Annotated in this window: 22 protein-coding genes; 14 read left to right on the top strand and 8 right to left on the bottom strand. The window is 64.0% G+C overall.

The features are described 5' to 3' along the window. Window positions 1-7: 7 nt before the first annotated feature. Window positions 8-433 carry a ferric iron uptake transcriptional regulator gene (gene fur / locus ACLRDN_RS03165; protein WP_034341048.1) on the bottom strand — a complete coding sequence of 142 codons (426 nt, stop codon included), beginning with the start codon at window positions 431-433 and terminating at the stop codon, window positions 8-10. Window positions 434-645: 212 nt separating this feature from the next. On the opposite strand from fur, the gene ACLRDN_RS03160 reads away from it, so the two are divergent. From ACLRDN_RS03160 to ACLRDN_RS03140, 5 genes are all read left to right on the top strand, one after another. Continuing rightward, window positions 646-1,194 (top strand): outer membrane protein assembly factor BamE, encoded by a 549-nt coding sequence (locus tag ACLRDN_RS03160; RefSeq protein WP_413458941.1) that lies wholly within the window; start codon window positions 646-648, stop codon window positions 1,192-1,194. Between the two features lie 45 nt (window positions 1,195-1,239). Continuing rightward, window positions 1,240-2,046, top strand: coding sequence for a 4-hydroxy-tetrahydrodipicolinate reductase (dapB, locus tag ACLRDN_RS03155; protein WP_413458940.1), 807 nt, complete (start codon window positions 1,240-1,242; stop codon window positions 2,044-2,046). A gap of 159 nt (window positions 2,047-2,205) precedes the next feature. Next, window positions 2,206-2,901, top strand: coding sequence for a MotA/TolQ/ExbB proton channel family protein (locus ACLRDN_RS03150; protein WP_034341031.1), 696 nt, complete (start codon window positions 2,206-2,208; stop codon window positions 2,899-2,901). A gap of 33 nt (window positions 2,902-2,934) precedes the next feature. After that, entirely contained in the window at window positions 2,935-3,378 is a 444-nt protein-coding gene (locus tag ACLRDN_RS03145) for an ExbD/TolR family protein (protein ID WP_413458939.1), read from the top strand. 12 nt (window positions 3,379-3,390) lie between these two features. Then, window positions 3,391-3,717 carry a barstar family protein gene (locus ACLRDN_RS03140; RefSeq protein ID WP_276837777.1) on the top strand — a complete coding sequence of 109 codons (327 nt, stop codon included), beginning with the start codon at window positions 3,391-3,393 and terminating at the stop codon, window positions 3,715-3,717. A gap of 99 nt (window positions 3,718-3,816) precedes the next feature. Here the strand turns inward: ACLRDN_RS03140 and ACLRDN_RS03135 are convergent, their stop codons facing one another. The 7 genes from ACLRDN_RS03135 to ACLRDN_RS03105 form a co-directional block, all read right to left on the bottom strand. After that, on the bottom strand, window positions 3,817-4,638 hold the full coding sequence (locus ACLRDN_RS03135) for a phosphodiesterase (protein ID WP_413458938.1): 822 nt from the start codon (window positions 4,636-4,638) through the stop codon (window positions 3,817-3,819). Continuing rightward, window positions 4,635-5,729 carry an ABC transporter ATP-binding protein gene (locus ACLRDN_RS03130; RefSeq protein ID WP_413458937.1) on the bottom strand — a complete coding sequence of 365 codons (1,095 nt, stop codon included), beginning with the start codon at window positions 5,727-5,729 and terminating at the stop codon, window positions 4,635-4,637. Before ACLRDN_RS03130 ends, ACLRDN_RS03135 begins: the two co-directional genes overlap by 4 nt. Continuing rightward, window positions 5,726-6,529 carry an ABC transporter permease gene (locus tag ACLRDN_RS03125; protein ID WP_413458936.1) on the bottom strand — a complete coding sequence of 268 codons (804 nt, stop codon included), beginning with the start codon at window positions 6,527-6,529 and terminating at the stop codon, window positions 5,726-5,728. Before ACLRDN_RS03125 ends, ACLRDN_RS03130 begins: the two co-directional genes overlap by 4 nt. 9 nt (window positions 6,530-6,538) lie before the next feature. Further along, the gene (locus tag ACLRDN_RS03120) at window positions 6,539-7,408 is read right to left on the bottom strand and encodes an ABC transporter permease (protein WP_413458935.1); all 870 of its coding nucleotides are present in this window, start codon (window positions 7,406-7,408) and stop codon (window positions 6,539-6,541) included. Window positions 7,409-7,429: 21 nt separating this feature from the next. Continuing rightward, entirely contained in the window at window positions 7,430-8,437 is a 1,008-nt protein-coding gene (locus tag ACLRDN_RS03115) for an ABC transporter substrate-binding protein (protein WP_413458934.1), read from the bottom strand. Window positions 8,438-8,517: 80 nt separating this feature from the next. Continuing rightward, a complete protein-coding gene (locus tag ACLRDN_RS03110) occupies window positions 8,518-9,600 on the bottom strand; it encodes a LacI family DNA-binding transcriptional regulator (RefSeq protein ID WP_413458933.1) in 1,083 nt (360 codons plus the stop codon). Between the two features lie 93 nt (window positions 9,601-9,693). Further along, window positions 9,694-9,849, bottom strand: coding sequence for a hypothetical protein (locus ACLRDN_RS03105; RefSeq protein ID WP_413458932.1), 156 nt, complete (start codon window positions 9,847-9,849; stop codon window positions 9,694-9,696). Window positions 9,850-10,132: 283 nt separating this feature from the next. On the opposite strand from ACLRDN_RS03105, the gene leuS reads away from it, so the two are divergent. From leuS to ACLRDN_RS03060, 9 genes are all read left to right on the top strand, one after another. After that, the gene (gene leuS, locus ACLRDN_RS03100) at window positions 10,133-12,781 is read left to right on the top strand and encodes a leucine--tRNA ligase (RefSeq protein ID WP_413458931.1); all 2,649 of its coding nucleotides are present in this window, start codon (window positions 10,133-10,135) and stop codon (window positions 12,779-12,781) included. A 28-nt stretch (window positions 12,782-12,809) separates the two neighbouring features. Beyond that, entirely contained in the window at window positions 12,810-13,355 is a 546-nt protein-coding gene (gene lptE, locus ACLRDN_RS03095; protein ID WP_413458930.1) for an LPS assembly lipoprotein LptE, read from the top strand. An 18-nt stretch (window positions 13,356-13,373) separates the two neighbouring features. Further along, window positions 13,374-14,393, top strand: coding sequence for a DNA polymerase III subunit delta (holA, locus tag ACLRDN_RS03090; RefSeq protein ID WP_413458929.1), 1,020 nt, complete (start codon window positions 13,374-13,376; stop codon window positions 14,391-14,393). Window positions 14,394-14,470: 77 nt separating this feature from the next. Further along, window positions 14,471-15,739, top strand: a complete 1,269-nt coding sequence (locus ACLRDN_RS03085) for a glutamate-5-semialdehyde dehydrogenase (RefSeq protein ID WP_413458928.1) — start codon at window positions 14,471-14,473, stop codon at window positions 15,737-15,739. A gap of 47 nt (window positions 15,740-15,786) precedes the next feature. Continuing rightward, window positions 15,787-16,212, top strand: a complete 426-nt coding sequence (locus tag ACLRDN_RS03080; RefSeq protein ID WP_413458927.1) for a CopD family protein — start codon at window positions 15,787-15,789, stop codon at window positions 16,210-16,212. Between the two features lie 67 nt (window positions 16,213-16,279). Next, window positions 16,280-16,885 (top strand): 2-hydroxychromene-2-carboxylate isomerase, encoded by a 606-nt coding sequence (locus tag ACLRDN_RS03075; protein ID WP_413458926.1) that lies wholly within the window; start codon window positions 16,280-16,282, stop codon window positions 16,883-16,885. Window positions 16,886-16,984: 99 nt separating this feature from the next. Continuing rightward, entirely contained in the window at window positions 16,985-18,241 is a 1,257-nt protein-coding gene (locus ACLRDN_RS03070) for a THUMP domain-containing class I SAM-dependent RNA methyltransferase (RefSeq protein ID WP_413458925.1), read from the top strand. Between the two features lie 286 nt (window positions 18,242-18,527). Beyond that, complete coding sequence (locus ACLRDN_RS03065) at window positions 18,528-19,385, top strand: dioxygenase (protein ID WP_413458924.1); 858 nt, start codon at window positions 18,528-18,530, stop codon at window positions 19,383-19,385. A 53-nt stretch (window positions 19,386-19,438) separates the two neighbouring features. Then, the gene (locus ACLRDN_RS03060) at window positions 19,439-20,350 is read left to right on the top strand and encodes a LysR substrate-binding domain-containing protein (RefSeq protein WP_413458923.1); all 912 of its coding nucleotides are present in this window, start codon (window positions 19,439-19,441) and stop codon (window positions 20,348-20,350) included. Window positions 20,351-20,530: the final 180 nt, after the last annotated feature.

Below are 20,530 nucleotides of genomic sequence, written 5' to 3'. Positions count from 1 at the left end.
GGCGGACTTACTTCTTCACTTTCTTGCAGTTTTTGCAATGACCGTAGAGCGCCAGGGCGTGGTCGGCGATCTCGAAACCGTGCTCCTGGGCAATCTTCAACTGGCGCTTTTCGATTTCAGCGTCGAAGAATTCCTCGACCTTGCCGCAATCCAGGCAGACCAGGTGATCGTGGTGCGAGCCTTCGTTGAGTTCGAAGACGGCCTTGCCGGTCTCGAAGTGATTGCGCTGGAGCAGGCCGGCCTGTTCGAACTGGGTCAGCACGCGGTAGACGGTGGCCAGGCCCACGTCAAGGTTGTCGGACAGCAATTGTTTGTAGACGTCTTCGGCGCTGAGGTGGCGCACGGAGGTGTTCTGGAAGATTTCGAGGATCTTCAGGCGCGGCAGGGTCGCCTTCAGGCCGCTGGCCTTCAGTTCGGATGGATTGTTCGGCATGGTAGAGTGGGTTCCCGGGGTTTACTGGTCTCGAACAGGCGCGGCGGTCCACTGGGAAGACCTGGCGGACCATTCCGGCGGGGCGGTGGGGAACACCCTTTTACACCCGGAACGCACTCATGCCTATTTAAGAAGTAAGTTCTAGCTTATCATATAGTGCTTTAGGCTCATGGCTCAACCCGGTTGAAATCTTTATGCGCATGCTTTCCCGAATGAAGTCCCGTCATCACACCACCGCCGTCGGCGTCCTGGCTGCACTGGCCGTCACGCTGGCCGGCTGCTCCTCGACCAAGGCACCGGAACAGGCAGCACCCACCGAGTCCTCGGGCGTGAAGGTGACCGGCAAGAGCAACAGCCTGTTCGGCTTCTTCAAGCCCTACCGCATCGACATCCAGCAAGGCAACTTCGTCTCCAAGGAAATGGTGGCGCAACTGCGTCCCGGCCTGACCCGCGACCAGGTGCGCTTCGTGCTGGGCACGCCGCTGCTGACCGACATGTTCCACGCCAATCGCTGGGACTACGATTTCCGCCTGGCCAAGGGCAACGGCGAGATCATGACCAGCCGCGTGTCGGTGTTCTTCAAGGATGACCTGCTGGATCACGTCGAAGGCGGCCAGAACCTGCCCACCGAAAGCGAATACCTGACCCTGATCACTGACGCCAAGGTCGGCGCCAAGGCCGGCATCAGCGACAAACCCAAGGACGACAGCGAGATCAAACCGGCCTCGCCGGTGGCGCCTTCCTCGGCCACCAGCAAGTAAGCCAGGCCCGACCTGTCCGTCGCACTTCTTCCTTCCGAGTTTTACATGACTGCATTGAATATCGCGGTGACCGGCGCCTCCGGGCGCATGGGCCGCATGCTGATCGAAGCCATCCTCAACGCCGAGGGCCTGCAACTCTCCGGCGCCCTGGATACGCCCGCCTCCCCCGCCATCGGGACGGACGCCGGCCTGTTCCTGGGCAAGACCACCGGCGTGGTCATCGAGTCCGACCTGGCGCGCGGCCTGGCCGGTGCTGACGTGCTCATCGACTTCACCCGTCCGGAAGGTACCTTGAAACACCTGGAATACTGCGCTGCCCACGGTGTGAAGGTCGTCATCGGCACCACCGGTTTCGAGCCCGAAGGCAAAGCCGCCATCGCCGAATTCGCCAAGCGCACCGCCGTCATGGCCGCGCCCAACATGAGCGTGGGTGTCAACGTCACCTTGAAGCTGCTGGAACTGGCCGCCAAGAATTTCTCGCACGGCTACGACATCGAGATCATCGAAGCCCACCACCGCCACAAGGTCGACGCTCCCTCGGGCACTGCGCTGAAGATGGGTGAAGTCATCGCCGATGCGCTGGGCAAGAAGCTCGACGACGTCGCCGTCTACGCCCGCGAAGGCGTCACCGGTGAACGCGATCCGTCCTCCATCGGCTTTGCCACCGTACGCGGCGGCGACATCATCGGCGACCACACGGTCCTGTTTGCCGGTATCGGCGAGCGCATCGAGATTTCGCACAAGTCCTCCAGCCGTGTCTCGTACGCCATGGGCAGCCTGCGTGCCGCACGCTTCCTGGCCGACAAGGACACCGGCCTGTATGACATGCAGGATGTGCTGGGCTTCAAGTAAGCCGAGCCCGCCGCCACAGGAAATGCCCGACGCTGCCGCGCCCCACCAGGTCCGGCAGCGAATTTTTTTGGGGGCCGCCGCTCCAAGCGACTCTCCCCCAGCCAACCGTCATTGACTCCCTGCCGCGTGCGCGCGGCGTCTTTCCCGAAAGCACCTACCATGGAACAGAATGTTGGATTTGCCCACTACTGGGCCCAAGGCGATGCCGTTTCCCACTCGGTGGCCTATCTGCTGTTGCTGATGTCGATTGCCAGCTGGTTCTACATCCTCTCCAAGGCCTGGGCCGCCTGGCGCATCCGCCGTGGCAGCAATGCCCTGGAACAATTCTGGCAAGCCCCCACCCTGGCCGACGCCACCGCCGCCATGCAGCGCCTGGACAGCGAACAGATCTACACCCCCATGGCCGAGCGTGCCGCCGAAGCGGCCGACATCGGCACCCGCCAGCAGGGCACGCCCTCGCTCAACGCCGCGACCGATCCGGGCGAGCTGATCACGCGCACCCTGCGCCGCGAAATCAACCGCGTCTCGGCGCGCCTGGAACGCGGCCTGACGCTCTTGGCCTCGGTCGGCTCGACCGCGCCCTTCGTGGGCCTGTTTGGTACCGTCTGGGGCATCTACCATGCGCTGGTGGCGGTCTCGGCCAGCGGCACGGTGCAGATCGACAAGGTCGCCGGCCCCGTGGGCGAGGCGCTGATCATGACCGCGCTGGGCCTGCTGGTAGCGATCCCTGCCGTGCTGGCCTACAACGCCTTCACCCGCATCAACCGCGTGGTGCTGGCCGAACTGGATGGCTTCGCACATGACCTGCATGCCTACCTGACCACCGGCGAGCGCGTCGGCGGCATGCGCAAATAATTTTTTCGACACCCGATCCGAGAGGAGTCCCACATGAGTTTCGGCGGATTCAACGACAACCAGAACTCGGCCCCGATGGCCGACATCAACGTCACCCCGATGGTGGACGTGATGCTGGTCCTGCTGGTGATCTTCATCATCACCGCGCCCATGTTCACCCACGCCCTGAAGCTGGACCTGCCCACGGCGCAGTCCAACCCGGCTCCGGAAAAGCCGGAGACCATCACCCTGGGCATCGATGCGGCCGGCAAGCTGTACTGGAACGACCAGCCGGTGAACGAAGCGGACATGGATGCGCGTCTGGCGGCTGCTGCGGCCAAGAAACCGCAGCCCGAGCTGCAACTGCGCGCCGACAAGTCGACCCGTTATGAAATGATCGCCGAAGTGATGTCAGCCGCGCAGGGTGCGGGGCTGACCAAGCTGGGCTTCGTCACCGACCCCAAGGGCGGCGGCAAGAGCAACAGACAAGCAAACTGAAAGAGAGCAGGCATGGCCACCGTACAACTGGCGGGCGACCGCATCACCGACTGGGACAGTTTCCATACCGAGAGCGCAGCCGCCTTCGGCTTCCCGGATTTCTACGGCCGCAACATGAATGCTTGGGTCGATTGCCTGTCCTACCTGCGCGATGACGCCGGCATGTGCAAGTTCAGGCTCAAGCCCGAGGAAGTGCTGACCATCGAGATCAGCCACAGCGCCGACCTGCACCAGCGCCTGCCAGACCTGGTGGAAGACGTGGAATTCTGCTGCACGGCCATCAATGACCGCTGCGAGGATTACGACGAGCCGCCGGTCATTGCGCTGGTGTGGAAGTGATCCTGGCGTTTTCCATTCATCTCCCCCATCGCTGCGGCGGCCCTGATTGATCTCTCAAAGAGATCAATCAATCAACCAAGCGATCGATCGTTCAATCGATCAATCAATCAACTCATCCCCATCATAAAACGGATACGGCCCATCGAATTCCCCGATGAAGGCCGTATGGCTGACCAGGCTCTGCGCAGCCGCATCCCACCAGTGCAACTGGAATCCCGGCGGCTCCATGACGAAGCAGGAAGGTGCCTGCGGATCCAGGTCCAGTTGCACCTGATGTGACACGCCCGGACAAGTCGTCGCCAGCGTCCCGCCAAAGCGGCGCTGGATGGAGCGATGCAGGTGGCCGCACAGGATGCGTTCAACCTGCGGGTGCTTGCGCACCACCGCTTCGAGTGCCTGCGGATCGGCCAGCCCCATGTCATCCATGTGCCCGATGCAGGTGGTAAAGGGCGGGTGATGCATGGCGATCACGGTCGGACGTTCCGGCTGCTGGGCCAGCACCTCATCCAGCCACAGCAGGCTGGCCGCCGCCAGTTCGCCGCCGCTGGCGCGCGGGATCACGGTATCGAGCGCAATGATGCGCACCGGATGATCCTCGATCACATACTCGATGCGCTCACCGCCCTGCTGCAGATAGGCGTGCTCCGGGAAGGCCGCGCGCAGCGCATTGCGCTCGTCATGGTTGCCCGGCAACAGGTAATACGGCATGGTCAGCGGCGCCAGCAAGTCACGCAAGCAGGCGTATTCGGAGGGCTTGCCGAAGTCCACCAGGTCGCCGGTGATGACCAGCGCGTCCGGCTTCTGCTTCAAGGCATTGACTTGCCGCACGCAGCGGCGCAGTGCGTCGGCGGTATCCACCACGCGATAGGATTTCTTGCCATCGGTCTTGATGTGCAGGTCGGAAATCTGTCCCAGGATCATGCGGTCTCCTTCTCGGCGCCCGGCGCCAGTTTTACCAGTGCCTCGGCCGGCACGCGGATGGCGATCTGCTGGCCGGCTTCCCACCAGCCACGGCGGCTGGTCTCGGCGATGACCGGCCGCTCCGTGCCGATCTCGATTTCAAAGCGGGTACGGTCACCCAGGAAAAACGTGTTGAGCAGCTTGCCGCGCACGCACTGGCCATCGGCTTCGGTGATGTCCACCACCTGCACATCCTCGGGACGGAACATGGCGCAAGCCTGCTGGCCCTGGCGGGCAGCATCGAGCCTGTCGAGTAGCGGCAGGCTGCCGGTGGGCAACAGCAATCTATCTCCCGAAACGATACCTTGCACGCGATTCATCGCGCCGATGAAATCAGCCACGAAGTCATTGGCAGGATGATAGTAGATCTCCTGGGGGGTGCCGATCTGCGAGATCTTGCCGCGCTCCATGACCACGATGCGGTCGCCCAGCGCCATGGCCTCGCCCTGGTCGTGGGTGACATAGATGGCGGTGATGCCGAGGCTGCGCAGCAGCTTGTTGAGGTCGCTGCGCACGGCTTCGCGCAGCTTGGCGTCCAGTGCCGTGAGCGGCTCGTCCAGCAGCAGCACGCGCGGCTCCATCGCCAGTGCGCGCGCCAGGGCCACACGCTGCTTCTGGCCGCCCGAGAGCTGGTCCACGCGGCGATGCGAAAGGCCTTGCAGGTGCACCATCTCCAGCAGCCGTTCGACGCGCTCGGCGCGTTCGCCGGCCGGGATCTTGCGGATCTTTATGCCATAGGCGATGTTCTCGCCCACGCTCATGTTGGGGAACAGCGCATAGTTCTGGAACACCATGCCCACGCCGCGCTTTTCGATGGGCAGCGCCGTCACGTCTTCGTCGCCGAAGAACACGCGTCCGCCTTCATCGGGAAACTCCAGCCCGGCGATCATGCGCAGCGTGGTGGTCTTGCCGCAGCCCGAGGGTCCCAGCAGGACCAGGGTTTCACCGGGATGGATATCGAGGTCCAGCGGCAGCAGCGCGCGGGTGCCATTGGCAAAGGATTTGGCGCATTGCTGCAGGCGGATGGAAACGGCTTCTTGCTTGGGCTTCATAGACTGACTTTCTTGCGTGTTGCCTGGGTCGCCCACTGCATGCCGATCAGGAGCGGAATGATCATGAAAAAGAAGATCAGCGTATAGGCCGATCCCACCTCCAGCCGCATCGATGCATAGGCATCGGCCAGGCCCACCGGCAGGGTCTGGGTCAGCGGCGTGTGAAGCATCCAGGTGATGTTGAATTCGCCGATGGAGAGTGTGACCACCATCAGCGCCCCGGCCAGGATGCCCGAGGCTGCATTGGGAATGACGATGCCGAAGAAGCGGCGCATCCGCCCCGCGCCCAGGCTGGCAGCGGCTTCTTCGAGCTGGGCCAGCTGCGAGGACTGCATCACCGCCAGCACCGGGCGCACCATGAAGGGCAGCGTGAAGATCACGTGGCCGACCAGGATGAAGAGAATGCTGGCGCGGAACCCGCGCAACTGGCCGTAAGCCATGATCAGCGCCAGTGCGGTGGCCAGGCCCGGCACGGCCACCGGCATCATGAGCAGCTCTTCGATCACGCGCGCCAGGCGGCTGTGGCCGCCGCGATAGCGCGCCAGCATGTAGGCCAGCGGCACGCCGGCCATCAGCGTCACCGCCAAGCAGGCCAGCGCGATGATGAGCGAGCGCCAGATGGTGGGCTGGTACATCTCCCATACCTGCGCCACCCAGCGCAAGGTGAGTCCGCTGGAGAGGCCGACGAAGAAATTCTCGGTCACGCCGGCCAGCATCGACAGCACCACCGGCACCACCAGGAAGGCGCACACCAGCAGCGTGAAACCCAGCTGTACGTAAAAACGGAAACGATTTTGCATGGCCCTTCCTTATGCCGCTGCGGCCACGCCGCTGCCGGTCAACGAACGCGCCAGTGCCAGCACCGCCCAGGTGATCAGGCCCAGCACGATGGACAGCGAGGCCGCCGTGGCGAAGTTGGCGTAGCCGGTAAATTCGTTGTAGATGGTCATGGGCAGCACATCGATATTGGCCGCCAGCGTGAAGGCGGTCCCGAAGGCACCGACGCTGGTGGCAAAGCAGATCGCGCCCGATGAAATGAGCGCCGGCAGCAGTGCGGGCAGCACCACGTGCAGCAGCACCTGCCAGGGCTTGGCCCCCAGCGAGCGTGCGGCTTCCTCCAGCGAGGGATCGAGTTTTTCAGCGGCAGCCACGACGGTAAGGATCACGCGCGGAATCGAGAAATACAGGTACCCCAGGAACAGCCCCGCCAGCGAATACGCAAACACCAGCGACTCGCCGAAGAGCCAGGTGGTGAAGGCGCCGATCAAGCCCTGGCGCCCCGCCAGCATGATGACCATGAAGCCGACCACCACGCCGGGAAACGCCAGCGGGAAGGTCAGCATGGCCAGCAATACCGACTGACCAGGAAAACGATTACGTTGCAGGAACAAGCCGACGAACACCGAGATGGCCAAGGTGGCGAACGTGACCACCGCCGACAGCGCCAGCGTGGACACCAGGCTGGTGAAGTAATGGCGGTTGGTCAGCACCGACAGGTAGGCCATCGCCCCGTCCGGCCCCGAGGCGCCCACGCCGACCAGCCGCACCATGGGCAGCAGCCAGAAGGCGCAGAACAGGGTCAGGCCGGGAACGGCGAACCACAGCCACACGCCATTGCCCGCCGTGCGAGGACGCGCAGGCGCTGGCTTGACCGGGACGGAGGGGATCATGCTCTTCATGCTTGCTCCTGCGATCTGCATTTAGCGCACTTCGGCCAGGTAGCGCTCGCCGAACTTGCGCTGGGCTTCAGCCATCTTGCCGTAGTCCACCGACTTGGCACGGGCGTATTCGGCAGCCGGCAGGAAGCGGGCTTCCGCTTCCTTGGACATGGCCGAGGCACGCACCGGACGCAGGTAGGCATTGGCCCAGATGGCCTGGCCCTGGTCGGACAGCAGGAAGTCCAGCACCTTCTTCGCTTCTGCCTGGTGCGGACCGTTCTTCACCAGCGAGACCACGTAGGGCACGGTGACGGTGCCTTCCGAAGGAATCACGAAGGCCACGTTGGCGTGGTCCTTGTACTTGGCGCGATAGGCGTCGAAGTCATAGCCCAGCAGGATGGGGATCTCACCCGAGATCAGGCGCGCGTAAGACGTCTGCTTGGGAACGATGGGCTGGTTCTTCTGCAGGTTCTTGAAGTAGGTGATGGCCGGCGAGAAATCGTCGAGGGTGCCGCCCATGGCCTGGTTGATCGCCACCGCACCGACATAGCCGACGAAGGCCGAGGCCGGGTCGAGGTAGCCGATGAGGCCCTTGTATTCGGGCTTCTGCAGGTCAGCCCAGGACTTGGGCACGGGCTTGCCCTTCAAGGCATCGACGTTGACCATGATGCCCATGGTGCCGGAGTGGATGGTGACCCAGTAGCCCTCAGGATCCTTCAGTCCGTTGGGAATGTCGTTCCAGTTGGCCGGCTTGTAGGCGGCCACCAGGTCCTTGTTCTTCGCTTCGATGCCGAAGGACACGCCCAGGTAGGTGAAATCGGCCACCGGGCTGGCCTTCTCGGCCGTCAGCTGGGCCAGGGCCTGGCCGCTGTTCTTGTTGTCGGGCGGCACGGTGATGCCGGTTTTGTCCTTGATGGCCTTGATCTGTGCGGCCCAGTCAGCCCATTCGGGCGGACAGTTGTAGCAGATCGCGGTCTGGGCCGAAGCGGCCAGGGAAGCCGACAGCAACAGCGCGCCGGCAGCGGTTTGAATAACACGTTTCAGGAACATGTCTGATCCTTTCCTAAGGGTTGAACAACGAGGGCACAACAAATTTTTTGACGACGTCAGCATCAACATCAGCATCAGCATCAGCAAGAGGCCGGTGCGGGCGGCGCTACCGATCCGCCTGCGCGCAGCGCATGCGGGAGGATGTGGCGCACCCCGGCGATGACCGGCACCGGTGCCTCCTCGACCGCCGCGGCGGCAGCCGCAGGCAGCGCACGCTCGATGGCATCGACCAGCGTGCGCAGGGCGACGTCGCCGATCTGCTCGGAGGGCTGCACCACGCTGGCCAGCACCGGCTCGATGAGCGCGCCCACGGGAATGCCGTCGAAGCCCATCACCGAGATGTCGCCGGGCACCTGCAAGCCCAGCGCGCGCAGGTCGCGCATGGCGCTCAGGGCCAGCAGGTCGTTGGAACAGAACAGGGCCGTAGGGCGATGCCGCGGATCGGCCATCATCTGCTGGTAATCGGTGGCGGCGGTGAGCGTGTGGCGCTCGACCTCGATGGCCGGCAGCGGCGCCAGGCCGGCCGCTTGCATGGCATCGAGATAGCCGCAGTAACGCTGCATGGCGCGGTCGGACGCATTGAAGCGGCCGGAGAGCATCTGGATGCGGCGATGCCCCAGCCCGATCAGGTGGGTGACGGCATCGCAGGCGGCGGCGCGGTTGTCCACCGACACCGAGGCGCGATGGCTCGCCGTCCCGGCATCGGCCGCCGCCAGCTGGTTGTAGGCCAGCACGAAGGGAATGCGCTCGCGTTCCAGCAGGTCCAGCGTGGCATTGGCGCCGGCGTCGGCCACCGTCAGGATCACGCCATCGACGCGATGGCCCAGCAGCAGCTCCACGGCCGCCGATTCATCCTCGGGCAGGTATTCGGTGGTGGTGAACATGACCGAGTAGTCCAGCGCGCGCGCGGCCAGCTCGATGCCTTGCAGGCACTGGGCGAAGACCGTGTTGGACAGGGTCGGCACGACCACCCCGACCGTGCGCGAATTGCCGGCCCGCAAGTTGCGGCCGGTGAAATTGGGGCGGAAGCCCAGCTCGGCAATGCTGCGGTGGATCTTCTCGGCGGTTTCCGCACTGACCGAGCCCGGCTTGTTGAGCAGGCGGGACACGGTGGCAATGGAGACGCCAGCCAGATGGGCAACTTGTTTGATGGACGGACGCACGGGGTTTCCGGGGCAAATGAAAACGATTTCATGATGCCGCCCGATTGTTACGCCCTCATGACCATCAAACCGTGCGGGATGTGAACAAAAACCTCACAAATGCTGGGTTCCGGCGACTTTCACTCTCCCTCCAAACGAAGCGGCCAAATTCAAGCCAACCTCAATAAAAAATTGCTTTTTCACAATTTTTCGAGAATTTACAAGAAGTCTTTCGAGATCACGCCACACCGCCGCTGCCGGTGGTTTCATACGACACGCCAGCCTTCATGCTGGCCGGCACACCATTCCAGTCCGTCGCCCCCTCGCTGGCGGGAACCGTGTAGCTGCTACTCCTGTGGCCGCCTGCTCTGGCCCAGGGGTCTTGGCCCGCCTCTTCGCCGAGGCGGGCTTTTTTTGGCCGGGGCTGCGCGGGGCCGGGCAAGGGCGGGCCGGAATGCCGCGCCGGGGCAGTGAGCCGGTATAATGCAGGGTTTCGAATTGCAATCCGAAGTGCAATCCCTTCCCAACCGAATTCCATCCGTACCAGCCCGTCATGCAAGATAAATACAGCCCAGCCGAAGTCGAACAGTCCGCACAGCAGCACTGGAACGCCATCGACGCCTACAAGACCGTCGAAAACGCCCGTGACAAGGAAGGCCGCGACAAGAAGAAGTTCTACGCCTGCTCGATGCTGCCCTATCCCTCCGGCAAGCTGCACATGGGCCACGTGCGCAACTACACCATCAACGACGTGATGTACCGCTATCTGCGCATGAACGGCTACAACGTCCTGATGCCCATGGGCTGGGACGCCTTCGGCATGCCCGCTGAAAACGCTGCCATGGCCAATGGCGTACCGCCGGCGCAGTGGACTTATTCCAATATCGAATATATGAAGTCGCAGATGCAGTCGATGGGCCTGGCCATCGACTGGTCGCGCGAGATGACGGCCTGCCGTCCCGAGTACTACAAGTGGAACCAGTGGATGTTCCTGAAGATGCTGGAGAAGGGCATCATCTACAAGAAGACCGGGACCGTGAACTGGGATCCGATCGACCAGACCGTGCTGGCCAACGAGCAGGTCATCGACGGCCGTGGCTGGCGCTCGGGTGCCGTGATCGAAAAGCGCGAGATCCCGATGTACTACGCCAAGATCACCGACTACGCCGACGAACTGCTGGAGCACGTCGAGACCAAGCTGCCCGGCTGGCCCGAGCGCGTGCGCCTGATGCAGGCCAACTGGATCGGCAAGTCCACCGGCGTGCGCTTCGCCTTCCCGCACCAGATCAAGGGCGCAGATGGCCAGCTGATCAACGACGGCAAGCTGTTCGTCTTCACCACCCGCGCTGACACCATCATGGGCGTGACCTTCTGCGCCGTGGCCCCGGAACACCCGCTGGCCACGCTGGCCGCAGAAAACAACCCGGCCCTGCAAGCCTTCATCGCAGAATGCAAGCAAGGCAGCGTGATCGAAGCCGACATGGCGACGATGGAAAAGAAGGGCATGGCCACGGGCCTCTACGTCACCCATCCGCTGACCGGCGAGCAGGTCGAAGTCTGGGTCGGCAACTATGTGCTCATCACCTACGGCGACGGCGCCGTGATGGGTGTGCCGGCGCATGACGAGCGCGACTTCGCCTTCGCCCGCAAATACGATCTGCCGATCAAGCAGGTCATCGCCGTGGAAGGCAAGACCTACTCCACCGAGGCCTGGGAAGAATGGTACGGCGACAAGGAAGCCGGCAAGACCATCGCTTCCGGCAAGTACGATGGCCTGGTTTATCAGGCCGCCGTCGATGCGGTTGCCGCCGACCTGGCAGCACAGGGCCTGGGCGAGAAGAAGGTGACCTTCCGCCTGCGCGACTGGGGCATCTCGCGCCAGCGCTACTGGGGCACCCCCATCCCCATCATCCACTGCCCGGATTGCGGCGACGTGCCGGTGCCCGAAAAGGACCTGCCGGTGGTGCTGCCGGAAGACTGCGTGCCGGACGGCAGCGGCAATCCGTTGAACAAGCATGAGCAATTCCTCAAGGTCGACTGCCCCTGCTGCGGCAAGCCGGCCCGCCGCGAAACCGATACCATGGACACCTTCGTCGATTCGTCTTGGTACTACATGCGCTATACCTCGCCGGGCAGCAACGAGGCGATGGTGGACTCCCGCAACGATTACTGGATGCCCATGGACCAGTACATCGGCGGCATCGAACACGCCGTGCTGCACCTGCTGTACGCGCGCTTCTGGACCAAGGTCATGCGCGACTTCGGCCTGGTCAAGTTCGACGAGCCCTTCACCAACCTGCTGACGCAAGGCATGGTCTTGAACGAGACCTACTATCGCGAAGACGCCGCCGGCAAGAAGACCTGGTACAACCCGGCCGATGTGGACCTGTCCTTCGACGACAAGGGCCGTCCGGTCTCGGCCGTGTTGAAGGAAGACGGCCAGCCGGTGATGATCGGCGGCACCGAGAAGATGTCCAAGTCCAAGAACAACGGCATTGACCCGCAAGCGCAGATCGACCAGTACGGTGCCGATACGGCCCGCCTGTTCACCATGTTCGCCTCGCCGCCGGAACAGACCCTGGAGTGGTCCGGTGCCGGTGTGGAAGGCGCCAACCGCTTCCTGCGCCGCGTCTGGGCCTTCGGCTACAACAACGCCGCGCGCATCACCGCCGCCGGCGCACTCGAAGCCGCCCAGCTTGACGATGGCCTGAAGACGCTGCGCCGCGAAGTGCACAAGGTCCTGCAGCAAGCCGACAACGACTTCAAGCGCATCCAGTACAACACCGTGGTCTCGGCCTGCATGAAGATGCTCAACACGCTGGAAGCGGCCAAGCCCGCGGCCGGTGCGGCCGGTGACGCGGTGATTGCGGAGTGCTTCTCGATCTTCCTGCGCGTGCTGAACCCGGTGGCCCCGCACATCACCCACGTGCTGTGGCAGCAGCTGGGCTATGCCCAGGCGCAGGGCGACATCCTCGACGCGGCCTGGCCGCAGGTCGATGCGGCCGCGCTGGAACAGAGCGAGCTCAAACTGGTGGTGCAGGTCAACGGCAAGCTGCGCGGTGAAGTGACCGTGCCGAAGGATGCCGACAAGGCCGCCATCGAAGCCGCTGCGCTGGCCAACGAAGACGTCAAGAAATTCCTGACCGGCGCACCGAAGAAGGTGATCGTGGTGCCGGGCAAGCTGGTCAACATCGTTGCCTGATCCGGCCCAACCTCAACGACGGAACTCCATGCACGCTCAAGTCCAACTCAAGCGTTTCTCGCAATGGCTGCTGCTGGTGGCGGCGGCCGTGATGCTCACGGCCTGCGGCTTCCACCTGCGCGGCGCAGCTGACCTGCCCTTCAAGACCATCTACCTGGGCTTTGGGCCCAATTCGGCGGTCGGGGTGGAACTCAAGCGCAACATCGAGGCCAGCGGTGCCAAGGTGGTGTCCGATACCAAGGACGCCGAAGCCAACCTGAAAGTGCTGGCCGATTCCCGCGACCGCCAGGTGCTGACCCTGAACACCAACGGCCGCGTGCGTGAATTCGCGCTGTTCCAGCGCTTTACCTTTTCGGTCACCGATGCCAAGGGCGTGACCGTGATCCCGCCGACGGCCATCACCCTGCGCCGCGTCATCACCTATGACGAGAACCAGGAACTGGCCAAGCAGGCCGAAGAAGTGCTGCTCTACCGCGACATGCAGTCCGACCTGGTGCAGCAGATCCTGCGCCGCCTGGCGGCCTCCAAGACGGCCATCAAGAACGAGAAGGAGGCGGCCGAGTCGGATTCCTGACCGGCTCGCGCCATCGCCATGCAACTGCGCCACGACTCCCTGGACGCCCATCTCGGCAAATCGCTGGCGTCACTCTACGTGATCGCCAGCGACGAGCACCTGCTGGCACTGGAAGCGGCCGACAAGATCCGCCGCAGTGCCCGCGCCAACGGCTATACCGAGCGCGAGGTGCTGGTGGTGGAGCGCAGCTTCAAGTGGGGCGAACTGCTGGCGGCCAACCAGTCGCAATCGCTGTTCGGCGACAAGAAGCTCATCGAACTGCGCATCCCCACCGGCAAGCCCGGCAAGGATGGCGGTCAGGCCCTGCAGGATTACGCCGCCCATCTCTCGCCCGACAATCTGACCATCATCAGCCTGCCCAAGCTGGACTGGGCCACGCAGAAGGCGGCCTGGGTCGGCGCCCTGCAGCAGGCGGCCGTCTACATCGACATCCCGCTGGTGGAACGCGCGCAGTTGCCGGCCTGGATCGGCAACCGCCTGGCGGCCCAGCAGCAGAGCGCCGACCGGCCCTGCCTGGATTTCATCGCCGACCGCGTGGAGGGCAACCTCCTGGCCGCGCACCAGGAAATCCAGAAGCTGGCGCTGCTGCATCCGCCCGGCAAGCTCAGTTTCGAACAGGTCCAGGACGCGGTGTTGAACGTAGCGCGTTATGACGTCTTCAAGCTCAACGAGGCCATGCTCTCGGGCGACATCGCGCGCCTGACGCGCATGATGGACGGCTTGAAGGGTGAAGGCGAGGCGCTGCCGCTGGTGCTGTGGGCGGTCACCGAAGAAATCCGCACCCTGCTCAAGCTCAAATCCGGCATGGCCCAGGGCAAGCCGGTGGGCGCGCTGTTGAAGGAATACCGCATCTGGGGCCCGCGCGAACGCCTGATGGAACCGGCCCTGCGCCGCATCAGCCTGGCCGCGCTGGAACAGGCGCTGCAGGAAGCGGCCCTGGTGGACCGCATGGTCAAGGGCCTGCGTGCCCGCAGCTTTGCCGGCGATCCGTGGGACGCCCTGCTGCAACTGGGCCTGAAGCTGGCACGTGGACGCTGATCCGGCCGCACGCAGCACGACGAACACCGTACAACGAACATCGAACCCGACGCGCTGAGCGCCCCGGAGAAAACTGCATGGAAAACATCGACCTCTACATGAACCGCATCGGCCAGCAGGCCCGTGCCGCCTCGCGCGCCATGGCGCGTGCCGATACCGCTGCCAAGAACCAGGCGCTGCTGCTGATCGCCGCCGCCATCCGCCGCGACGCTGACGTCCTGCGTGCAGCCAATGCACTGGACCTGGACGCGGCCCGCGCCAACGGCCTGGCCGAGGCCATGCTGGACCGCCTGACCTTGTCCGACAAGGCCATCGCCACCATGGCCGAGGGCCTGGAGCAAATCGCCTCCCTGCCCGACCCCATCGGCGAGATCAGCAACATGAAATATCGCCCCACCGGCATCCAGGTCGGCCAGATGCGCGTGCCGCTGGGCGTGATCGGGATCATTTATGAAGCCCGTCCGAACGTGACGGTCGATGCCGCCGGCCTGTGCATCAAGAGCGGCAACGCCACCATCCTGCGCGGCGGTTCCGAAGCCATCCACTGCAACCAGGCCCTGGCCAAGCTGGTCAAGGAAGGTCTGGCCGGTGCCGGCCTGCCGGAACAGGCGGTGCAGGTGGTGGAGACCACCGACCGCGCCGCCGTGGGTGCGCTCATCACCATGCAGGAATATGTGGACGTGATCGTCCCGCGCGGTGGCAAGGGCTTGATCGAGCGCCTCATGAAAGAAGCCAAGGTGCCGATGATCAAGCACCTCGACGGCATCTGCCACGTCTACATCGACGACCGTGCCGACACCCGCAAGGCGCTGGACGTGGCCTTCAATGCCAAGTGCCATCGCTACGGCACCTGCAACACCATGGAAACCCTGCTGGTGTCGCGCAACATCGCCGCCGCCATCCTGCCGCCGCTGTCCGAACTGTATCGCGTCAAGGAAGTGGAACTGCGCTGCGATCCGGAAGCCGCCGAGATCCTGGCCGGCTACCCGCTGCTCAAGGCGGCCACCGAAGAGGATTGGGACACCGAATACCTGGCCCCCATCCTGGCCGTGAAAGTGGTGGCCGACATGGAGGAGGCCATCGATCACATCAACCGCCATTCTTCGCAGCACACCGACAGCATCATCACCGAGGACTACACGCGCGCCATGCGTTTCCTGCGCGAGGTGGATTCGGCCTCGGTCATGGTCAATGCCTCGACCCGCTTTGCCGATGGCTTCGAATACGGCCTCGGTGCGGAGATCGGCATCTCCAACGACAAGCTGCATGCACGCGGCCCGGTGGGACTGGAAGGACTGACCTCGCTGAAATACGTGGTGCTGGGCCAGGGGCAGGTCCGCCAGTAAGACACCCGCGCGCCCCCCCCACGCCATCACGCACCACAAGGATAGCCATGCTCTGGATCAAAGCCCTGCACATCGTCTTCATCGCCTCCTGGTTCGCCGGCCTGTTCTACCTGCCGCGCATCTTCGTGAACCTGGCCCAGGAGACCGACCTGGTCGCGCGCGAACGCCTGCTGGGCATGGCGCGCCGCCTGTACCGCTTCACCGGCATGATCTCGCTGGTGGCGCTGGTGCTGGGCGTGTGGCTGCTGGCCCTGACCTGGTCGTTCTGGAAGGGGCCCGGCAATGGCTGGCTGCATGCCAAACTGTTCCTGGTGGTGCTGGTGATCGGCTACCAGCACGCCTGCGGCTCGCTGCTCAAGAAATTCGAACACGGCAAGAACGTACGCAGCCACCTCTGGTATCGCTGGTTCAACGAAGTGCCGGTGCTGCTGATGCTGGCCATCGTGATCCTGGTGGTGGTCAAGCCGTTCTGATCATTCTGCAACTATCCCAGCAAGTCTTCGTCCGCTGCATTCCACACTCATCCTTCCGGAGCCGGTCATGAGCAAAACCTGTGAGTACTTCTTCGCGCCGCATTCCCCCTTCGCCTACCTGGGCCACGATCGCTTCGTCGCCCTGGCCGAAAAATACCAGGTGCAGATCCTGCCCAAGCCCTTCGACCTGTCCAAGATCTTCGGTGTCTCCGGTGGCCTGCCGCTGGCCAAGCGCGCACCGCAGCGCCAGGCTTATCGCCTCAAGGAACTGGCGCGCTGGAGCGAATTCCTGGGCAAGCCCATGGTGCTGCAGCCGACTTATTTCCCGGTCAACAGCGACAATGCGGCGCGCCTGATCATCGCCACCCAGCTGGCCCACGGTACCGCCGCATCACTGCGCCTGACCGGCGCCATCATGCGCGCCGTGTGGGAAGAACAACGCAACATCGCCGACCACGATACCCTGGTGGCCATCGCCAATGCCCATGACCACGATGGCGCGGCCCTGCTGAAGTCGGCTGAAACGGCCAGCGTGCAGGCCGAATTCGACCGCTTCACCGATGAAGCCAATGCCGCCAGCGTCTTCGGTGCGCCGTGGTACGTCTACGAGGGCGAGGGCTACTGGGGCCAGGATCGCCTGGACTTCATCGAGCGCGCCTTCGCGAAAGGCTGAGCGGCCAGCGTACAATGACGCCGGACTGCGCAGCGAGACGCGCAGTCCGGCTTTTTTCATTTTTGTTACTTTGTTTTCCAACGGATAAAAGGTACTCCCATGCAAGCTCCCGACACCCACTACTCTTACTTCTGTCCCTGCCCGCGCGGCCTGGAAGCGGCCCTGGCCGAGGAACTCAACGAGATCGCCCAGCACGCCGGCCCTGCCGCCAACCTCAAGGTGCACAACCAGGTGCCCGGTGGCGTGCACTGCTCCGGCACCCTGCTGGCGGCCTACCAGATGAACCTGCACTCGCGCATCGCCAGCCGCGTGCTGCTGCGCATGGGCCATGGTTCCTACAAGAACGAGAACGACATCTACGACCTCACCCTGGCGCAAGCCTGGGAAGACTGGTTCAAGGTCTCCCACACCATCCGCGTGGACCTGACAGCCGTGAAGTCGCCGCTGCGCAGCCTGGAATTCAGCACCCTCAAGATCAAGGATGCGATCTGCGACCGCTTCCTGGACCAGTTCAAGCTGCGCCCCTCGGTGAACACGCGCACGCCTGACATGCGCATCGCCGGTTTCGTCGATGCCCACAATTTCACGGTCTATCTCGATACTTCCGGCGAGGCGCTCTTCAAGCGCGGCTGGCGCGAAGAAACCGGTGACGCACCGCTGCGCGAAAACCTGGCGGCCGGCCTCTTGCGCACCGCCGGCTGGAAGCCGGGCGTGCCGCTGTTCGATCCCATGTGCGGTTCCGGCACCATCCTGGCCGAGGCCGCGCAGATCATCGCCGGCGTACCGCCGGGTGCGCGCCGCCGCTTCGCCTTCGAGAAGTTCAGCAACTTCGATGCCGATGCCTGGTTCGCCATCAAGGGCGATTTCAAACCCAATCCGATTCCGACCACGCCCACGCTCTTCGGCAGCGACATTTCCGGCGACATGGTGGAACTGACCCGCAAGAACCTGGTGCGCGCCGGTGTACATTTCGAGGTGCCGTTGAAGCAGATCGAGGCGCAGGAAATCAAGCCGCCGGTCGATGCCGAGGGCAAGCCGCTGGTGGGCATCATCCTCTCCAATCCGCCCTACGGTGAGCGTATCGGCGTGCGCGGCGACCGTGCCTTGCCGACCGAGGAATTGTTCGCCCAGTTCTTCAGCGCCTTCTCCAGCACCCTGAAGCAGCGCTTCGCCGGCTGGAGCGTGTTCCTGTTCTCGGCCGACCTCGGCCTGCCCAAGCTGATGCGCCTCAAGGAAGCCCGCAAGACCCCGTTCTTCAACGGCGCCCTGGAATGCCGCCTGTTCCGCTTCGATATGGTGGCCGGCTACAACCGCCGCGAGGAAGCCAAGCCGGTCCCGCGCGACAGCGAGGACTGATCCCCTGCGGCGCGGGTGGATTGTCAACTTCTCCAAGACAATCCATCCCGCCGCCACCGGTTTATCCGGCCCGCATTCTTCCCTACAGTGTGGACTTGGCCACTGCCGTTGCACGCGCATAAAAAGCGCAGCGCTCGCTATCCGTCATGCACGTCATTGTGTTCCTGCCGGGCGATGGCGCTTTCAGCTGCCAATATCCCGCAGGATCAGCGAGCCACAAAGTTTCAAAACGCATCAAAGCGGCCAATGTTTTATATCCTTTATAGCGATTCACAAGGAAACGATCATGTCCACCGTGTCCACTCTCTCCAGCACCGTCGATAGCCTTGCCCTGCCCTCGCTGTTCGTCTCGCACGGCTCGCCCATGCTGGCCGTGGAACCGGGCCGCACCGGGCCGCTGCTGGCCAGTATCGGTGCGGCGCTGCCGCGTCCGCGTGGCATCGTGATGGTATCGCCGCACTGGGAGAGTTTCACCCCGCGCGTGGGCAACCAGGCCAAGCCGCGCGTGATCCATGACTTCGGCGGCTTCCCGCAGGCGCTCTATGAACTGGACTATCCCGCCCCCGGTGCACCGGCGCTGGCCGAGCATGTGGCGCAACGCCTGCGCGACGGCGGCCTGACGGCCAATACCGATGGCGGCTGGGGGCTGGACCACGGCGCCTGGGTGCCGCTGCGCTATCTCTATCCGCAAGCCGATGTGCCGGTGATCCAGCTCTCGCTGCAATCGCAGCAGCCACCTCAGTATCACTATCAGGTCGGCCGCCTGCTGGCCCCCCTGGCCAAGGAAGGCATCCTGCTGGTCGGCTCGGGCAGCTTCACGCACAACCTGCGCGAACTGCGCCGCAATGAGATCGAAGGTGGCGATGCGCCGCATACGCTGGAATTCCTGCGCTGGTTCCTGGACCGCATGCAGGCCGGTGACCTGCAGGCCTTGTTCGGCTACCGGACCACGGCCCCGCATGCGGTGCGCACGCATCCCAGCGACGAACACCTGCTGAGCCTGTTCTTCGCCATGGGCGCGGCCGATGACTGGACCCGACTGGTTCACCTCGACAGCGGTTCGACGTATCATAGCCTGCGCATGGACGCCTTCGCCTTCGGCACCGGCTCCCGCCTGCTGGCACAACTTCCGGCAGCTGCCTGAGCCACCGTCTTTCCGGAGGGCGCCAGCGCGGCGCCGTCTCGGGGAAAGACGATTTGAACAAACTGCGCGAAATCGAATGTTTCATCGCCGTGGCCGACCTCGGCAGCTTCGTCAAGGCGGCCGATGCGCTGGGCATTTCCAAGGCCGCCGTCTCGCGCACGGTACTGGAACTGGAAGCGCGCCTGGGTTCGCGCCTGATGCAGCGGACCACGCGCCGGCTCTCGCTGACCGAAGCCGGCAGCCTCTATCTGGAACGCTGCAAGCAGATAGTTGCAGCATTGGAAGAAGCCGATGAGTTGCTCCTGGCCGGCAGCGCCAAACCCGCCGGCCTGCTGCGCATCAATGCCCCGGTCACCTTCGGCATCCTGCACCTGGCGCCGCTCTGGCCGATCTTCCTGGAACGCCATCCGGAGGTGGAGCTCGACATCACCCTGTCGGACCGCATCGTGGACATCATCGACGAGGGCTACGACCTGGCCATCCGCATCGCCAGGCTCTCGGATTCGACGCTGGTCCATCGCAAGCTCACCAGCACCGCCCTGCCCGTCTGCGCCTCGCCGGCCTATCTGGAAGCGCATGGCACGCCGCGCCATCCGCACGACCTGGCGCAGCACCAGGTCATCAGCTACAGCTACAACCACGGCAAGGACGAGTGGCAGTTCAGCGGCCCGGAAGGCCCGGTGAGCGTGCGCGTGACGGCGCGTATGCACGTCAACAATGGCGACAGCTGCGTGCAGGCCGCACTGGGCGGCATCGGCATCACGCGCCAGCCGACCTTCATGATCGACCAGTACCTGCGCAGCGGGCAGCTGGTCCCGCTGCTCACCGATTACACCGTGCCGGACCTGGGCATCTATGCGGTCTACCCCAGCCGCGCCCACCTGCCGGCCAAAGTGCGCGCGATGCTGGACTTTCTTTCCGAGGCCTTCTCCCAGGTGCACTGGTCCGGACCGGCCGCGGCCTGATCGCCTGATCCCACGGCGGTAGCGCCACAGGCGTTCTCGCGGGACGCCCATCCTCTCCCGCAGACTGGCTTGAACGGCAGCCATGCATAATTTTCATGCATCCTCACCAAAGCTCGCTGGCTCGTCTTGACCTGCGTGCTCTTTACCGTGCGCGCTTGCTGAACCCCTGACGAACCGCTC

Source organism: Herbaspirillum huttiense (genome assembly GCF_047300815.1).
GTDB classification, from domain to species: domain Bacteria; phylum Pseudomonadota; class Gammaproteobacteria; order Burkholderiales; family Burkholderiaceae_D; genus Herbaspirillum; species Herbaspirillum huttiense_A.
This window is presented reverse-complemented; position numbering and strand designations above follow the sequence as displayed.

Coding starts and splice junctions, on each gene's coding strand:
- leuS (WP_413458931.1), top strand. CDS start 10,133: ATGCAAGATAAATACAGCCCAGCCGAAGTCGAACAGTCCGCACAGCAG.
- ACLRDN_RS03150 (WP_034341031.1), top strand. CDS start 2,206: ATGGAACAGAATGTTGGATTTGCCCACTACTGGGCCCAAGGCGATGCC.
- ACLRDN_RS03125 (WP_413458936.1), bottom strand. CDS start 6,529: ATGCAAAATCGTTTCCGTTTTTACGTACAGCTGGGTTTCACGCTGCTG.
- ACLRDN_RS03070 (WP_413458925.1), top strand. CDS start 16,985: ATGCAAGCTCCCGACACCCACTACTCTTACTTCTGTCCCTGCCCGCGC.
- ACLRDN_RS03130 (WP_413458937.1), bottom strand. CDS start 5,729: ATGAAGCCCAAGCAAGAAGCCGTTTCCATCCGCCTGCAGCAATGCGCC.
- ACLRDN_RS03075 (WP_413458926.1), top strand. CDS start 16,280: ATGAGCAAAACCTGTGAGTACTTCTTCGCGCCGCATTCCCCCTTCGCC.
- dapB (WP_413458940.1), top strand. CDS start 1,240: ATGACTGCATTGAATATCGCGGTGACCGGCGCCTCCGGGCGCATGGGC.
- lptE (WP_413458930.1), top strand. CDS start 12,810: ATGCACGCTCAAGTCCAACTCAAGCGTTTCTCGCAATGGCTGCTGCTG.
- ACLRDN_RS03160 (WP_413458941.1), top strand. CDS start 646: ATGAAGTCCCGTCATCACACCACCGCCGTCGGCGTCCTGGCTGCACTG.
- ACLRDN_RS03145 (WP_413458939.1), top strand. CDS start 2,935: ATGAGTTTCGGCGGATTCAACGACAACCAGAACTCGGCCCCGATGGCC.
- ACLRDN_RS03080 (WP_413458927.1), top strand. CDS start 15,787: ATGCTCTGGATCAAAGCCCTGCACATCGTCTTCATCGCCTCCTGGTTC.
- fur (WP_034341048.1), bottom strand. CDS start 433: ATGCCGAACAATCCATCCGAACTGAAGGCCAGCGGCCTGAAGGCGACC.
- holA (WP_413458929.1), top strand. CDS start 13,374: ATGCAACTGCGCCACGACTCCCTGGACGCCCATCTCGGCAAATCGCTG.
- ACLRDN_RS03085 (WP_413458928.1), top strand. CDS start 14,471: ATGGAAAACATCGACCTCTACATGAACCGCATCGGCCAGCAGGCCCGT.
- ACLRDN_RS03065 (WP_413458924.1), top strand. CDS start 18,528: ATGTCCACCGTGTCCACTCTCTCCAGCACCGTCGATAGCCTTGCCCTG.
- ACLRDN_RS03105 (WP_413458932.1), bottom strand. CDS start 9,849: ATGAAACCACCGGCAGCGGCGGTGTGGCGTGATCTCGAAAGACTTCTT.
- ACLRDN_RS03135 (WP_413458938.1), bottom strand. CDS start 4,638: ATGATCCTGGGACAGATTTCCGACCTGCACATCAAGACCGATGGCAAG.
- ACLRDN_RS03115 (WP_413458934.1), bottom strand. CDS start 8,437: ATGTTCCTGAAACGTGTTATTCAAACCGCTGCCGGCGCGCTGTTGCTG.
- ACLRDN_RS03120 (WP_413458935.1), bottom strand. CDS start 7,408: ATGAAGAGCATGATCCCCTCCGTCCCGGTCAAGCCAGCGCCTGCGCGT.
- ACLRDN_RS03140 (WP_276837777.1), top strand. CDS start 3,391: ATGGCCACCGTACAACTGGCGGGCGACCGCATCACCGACTGGGACAGT.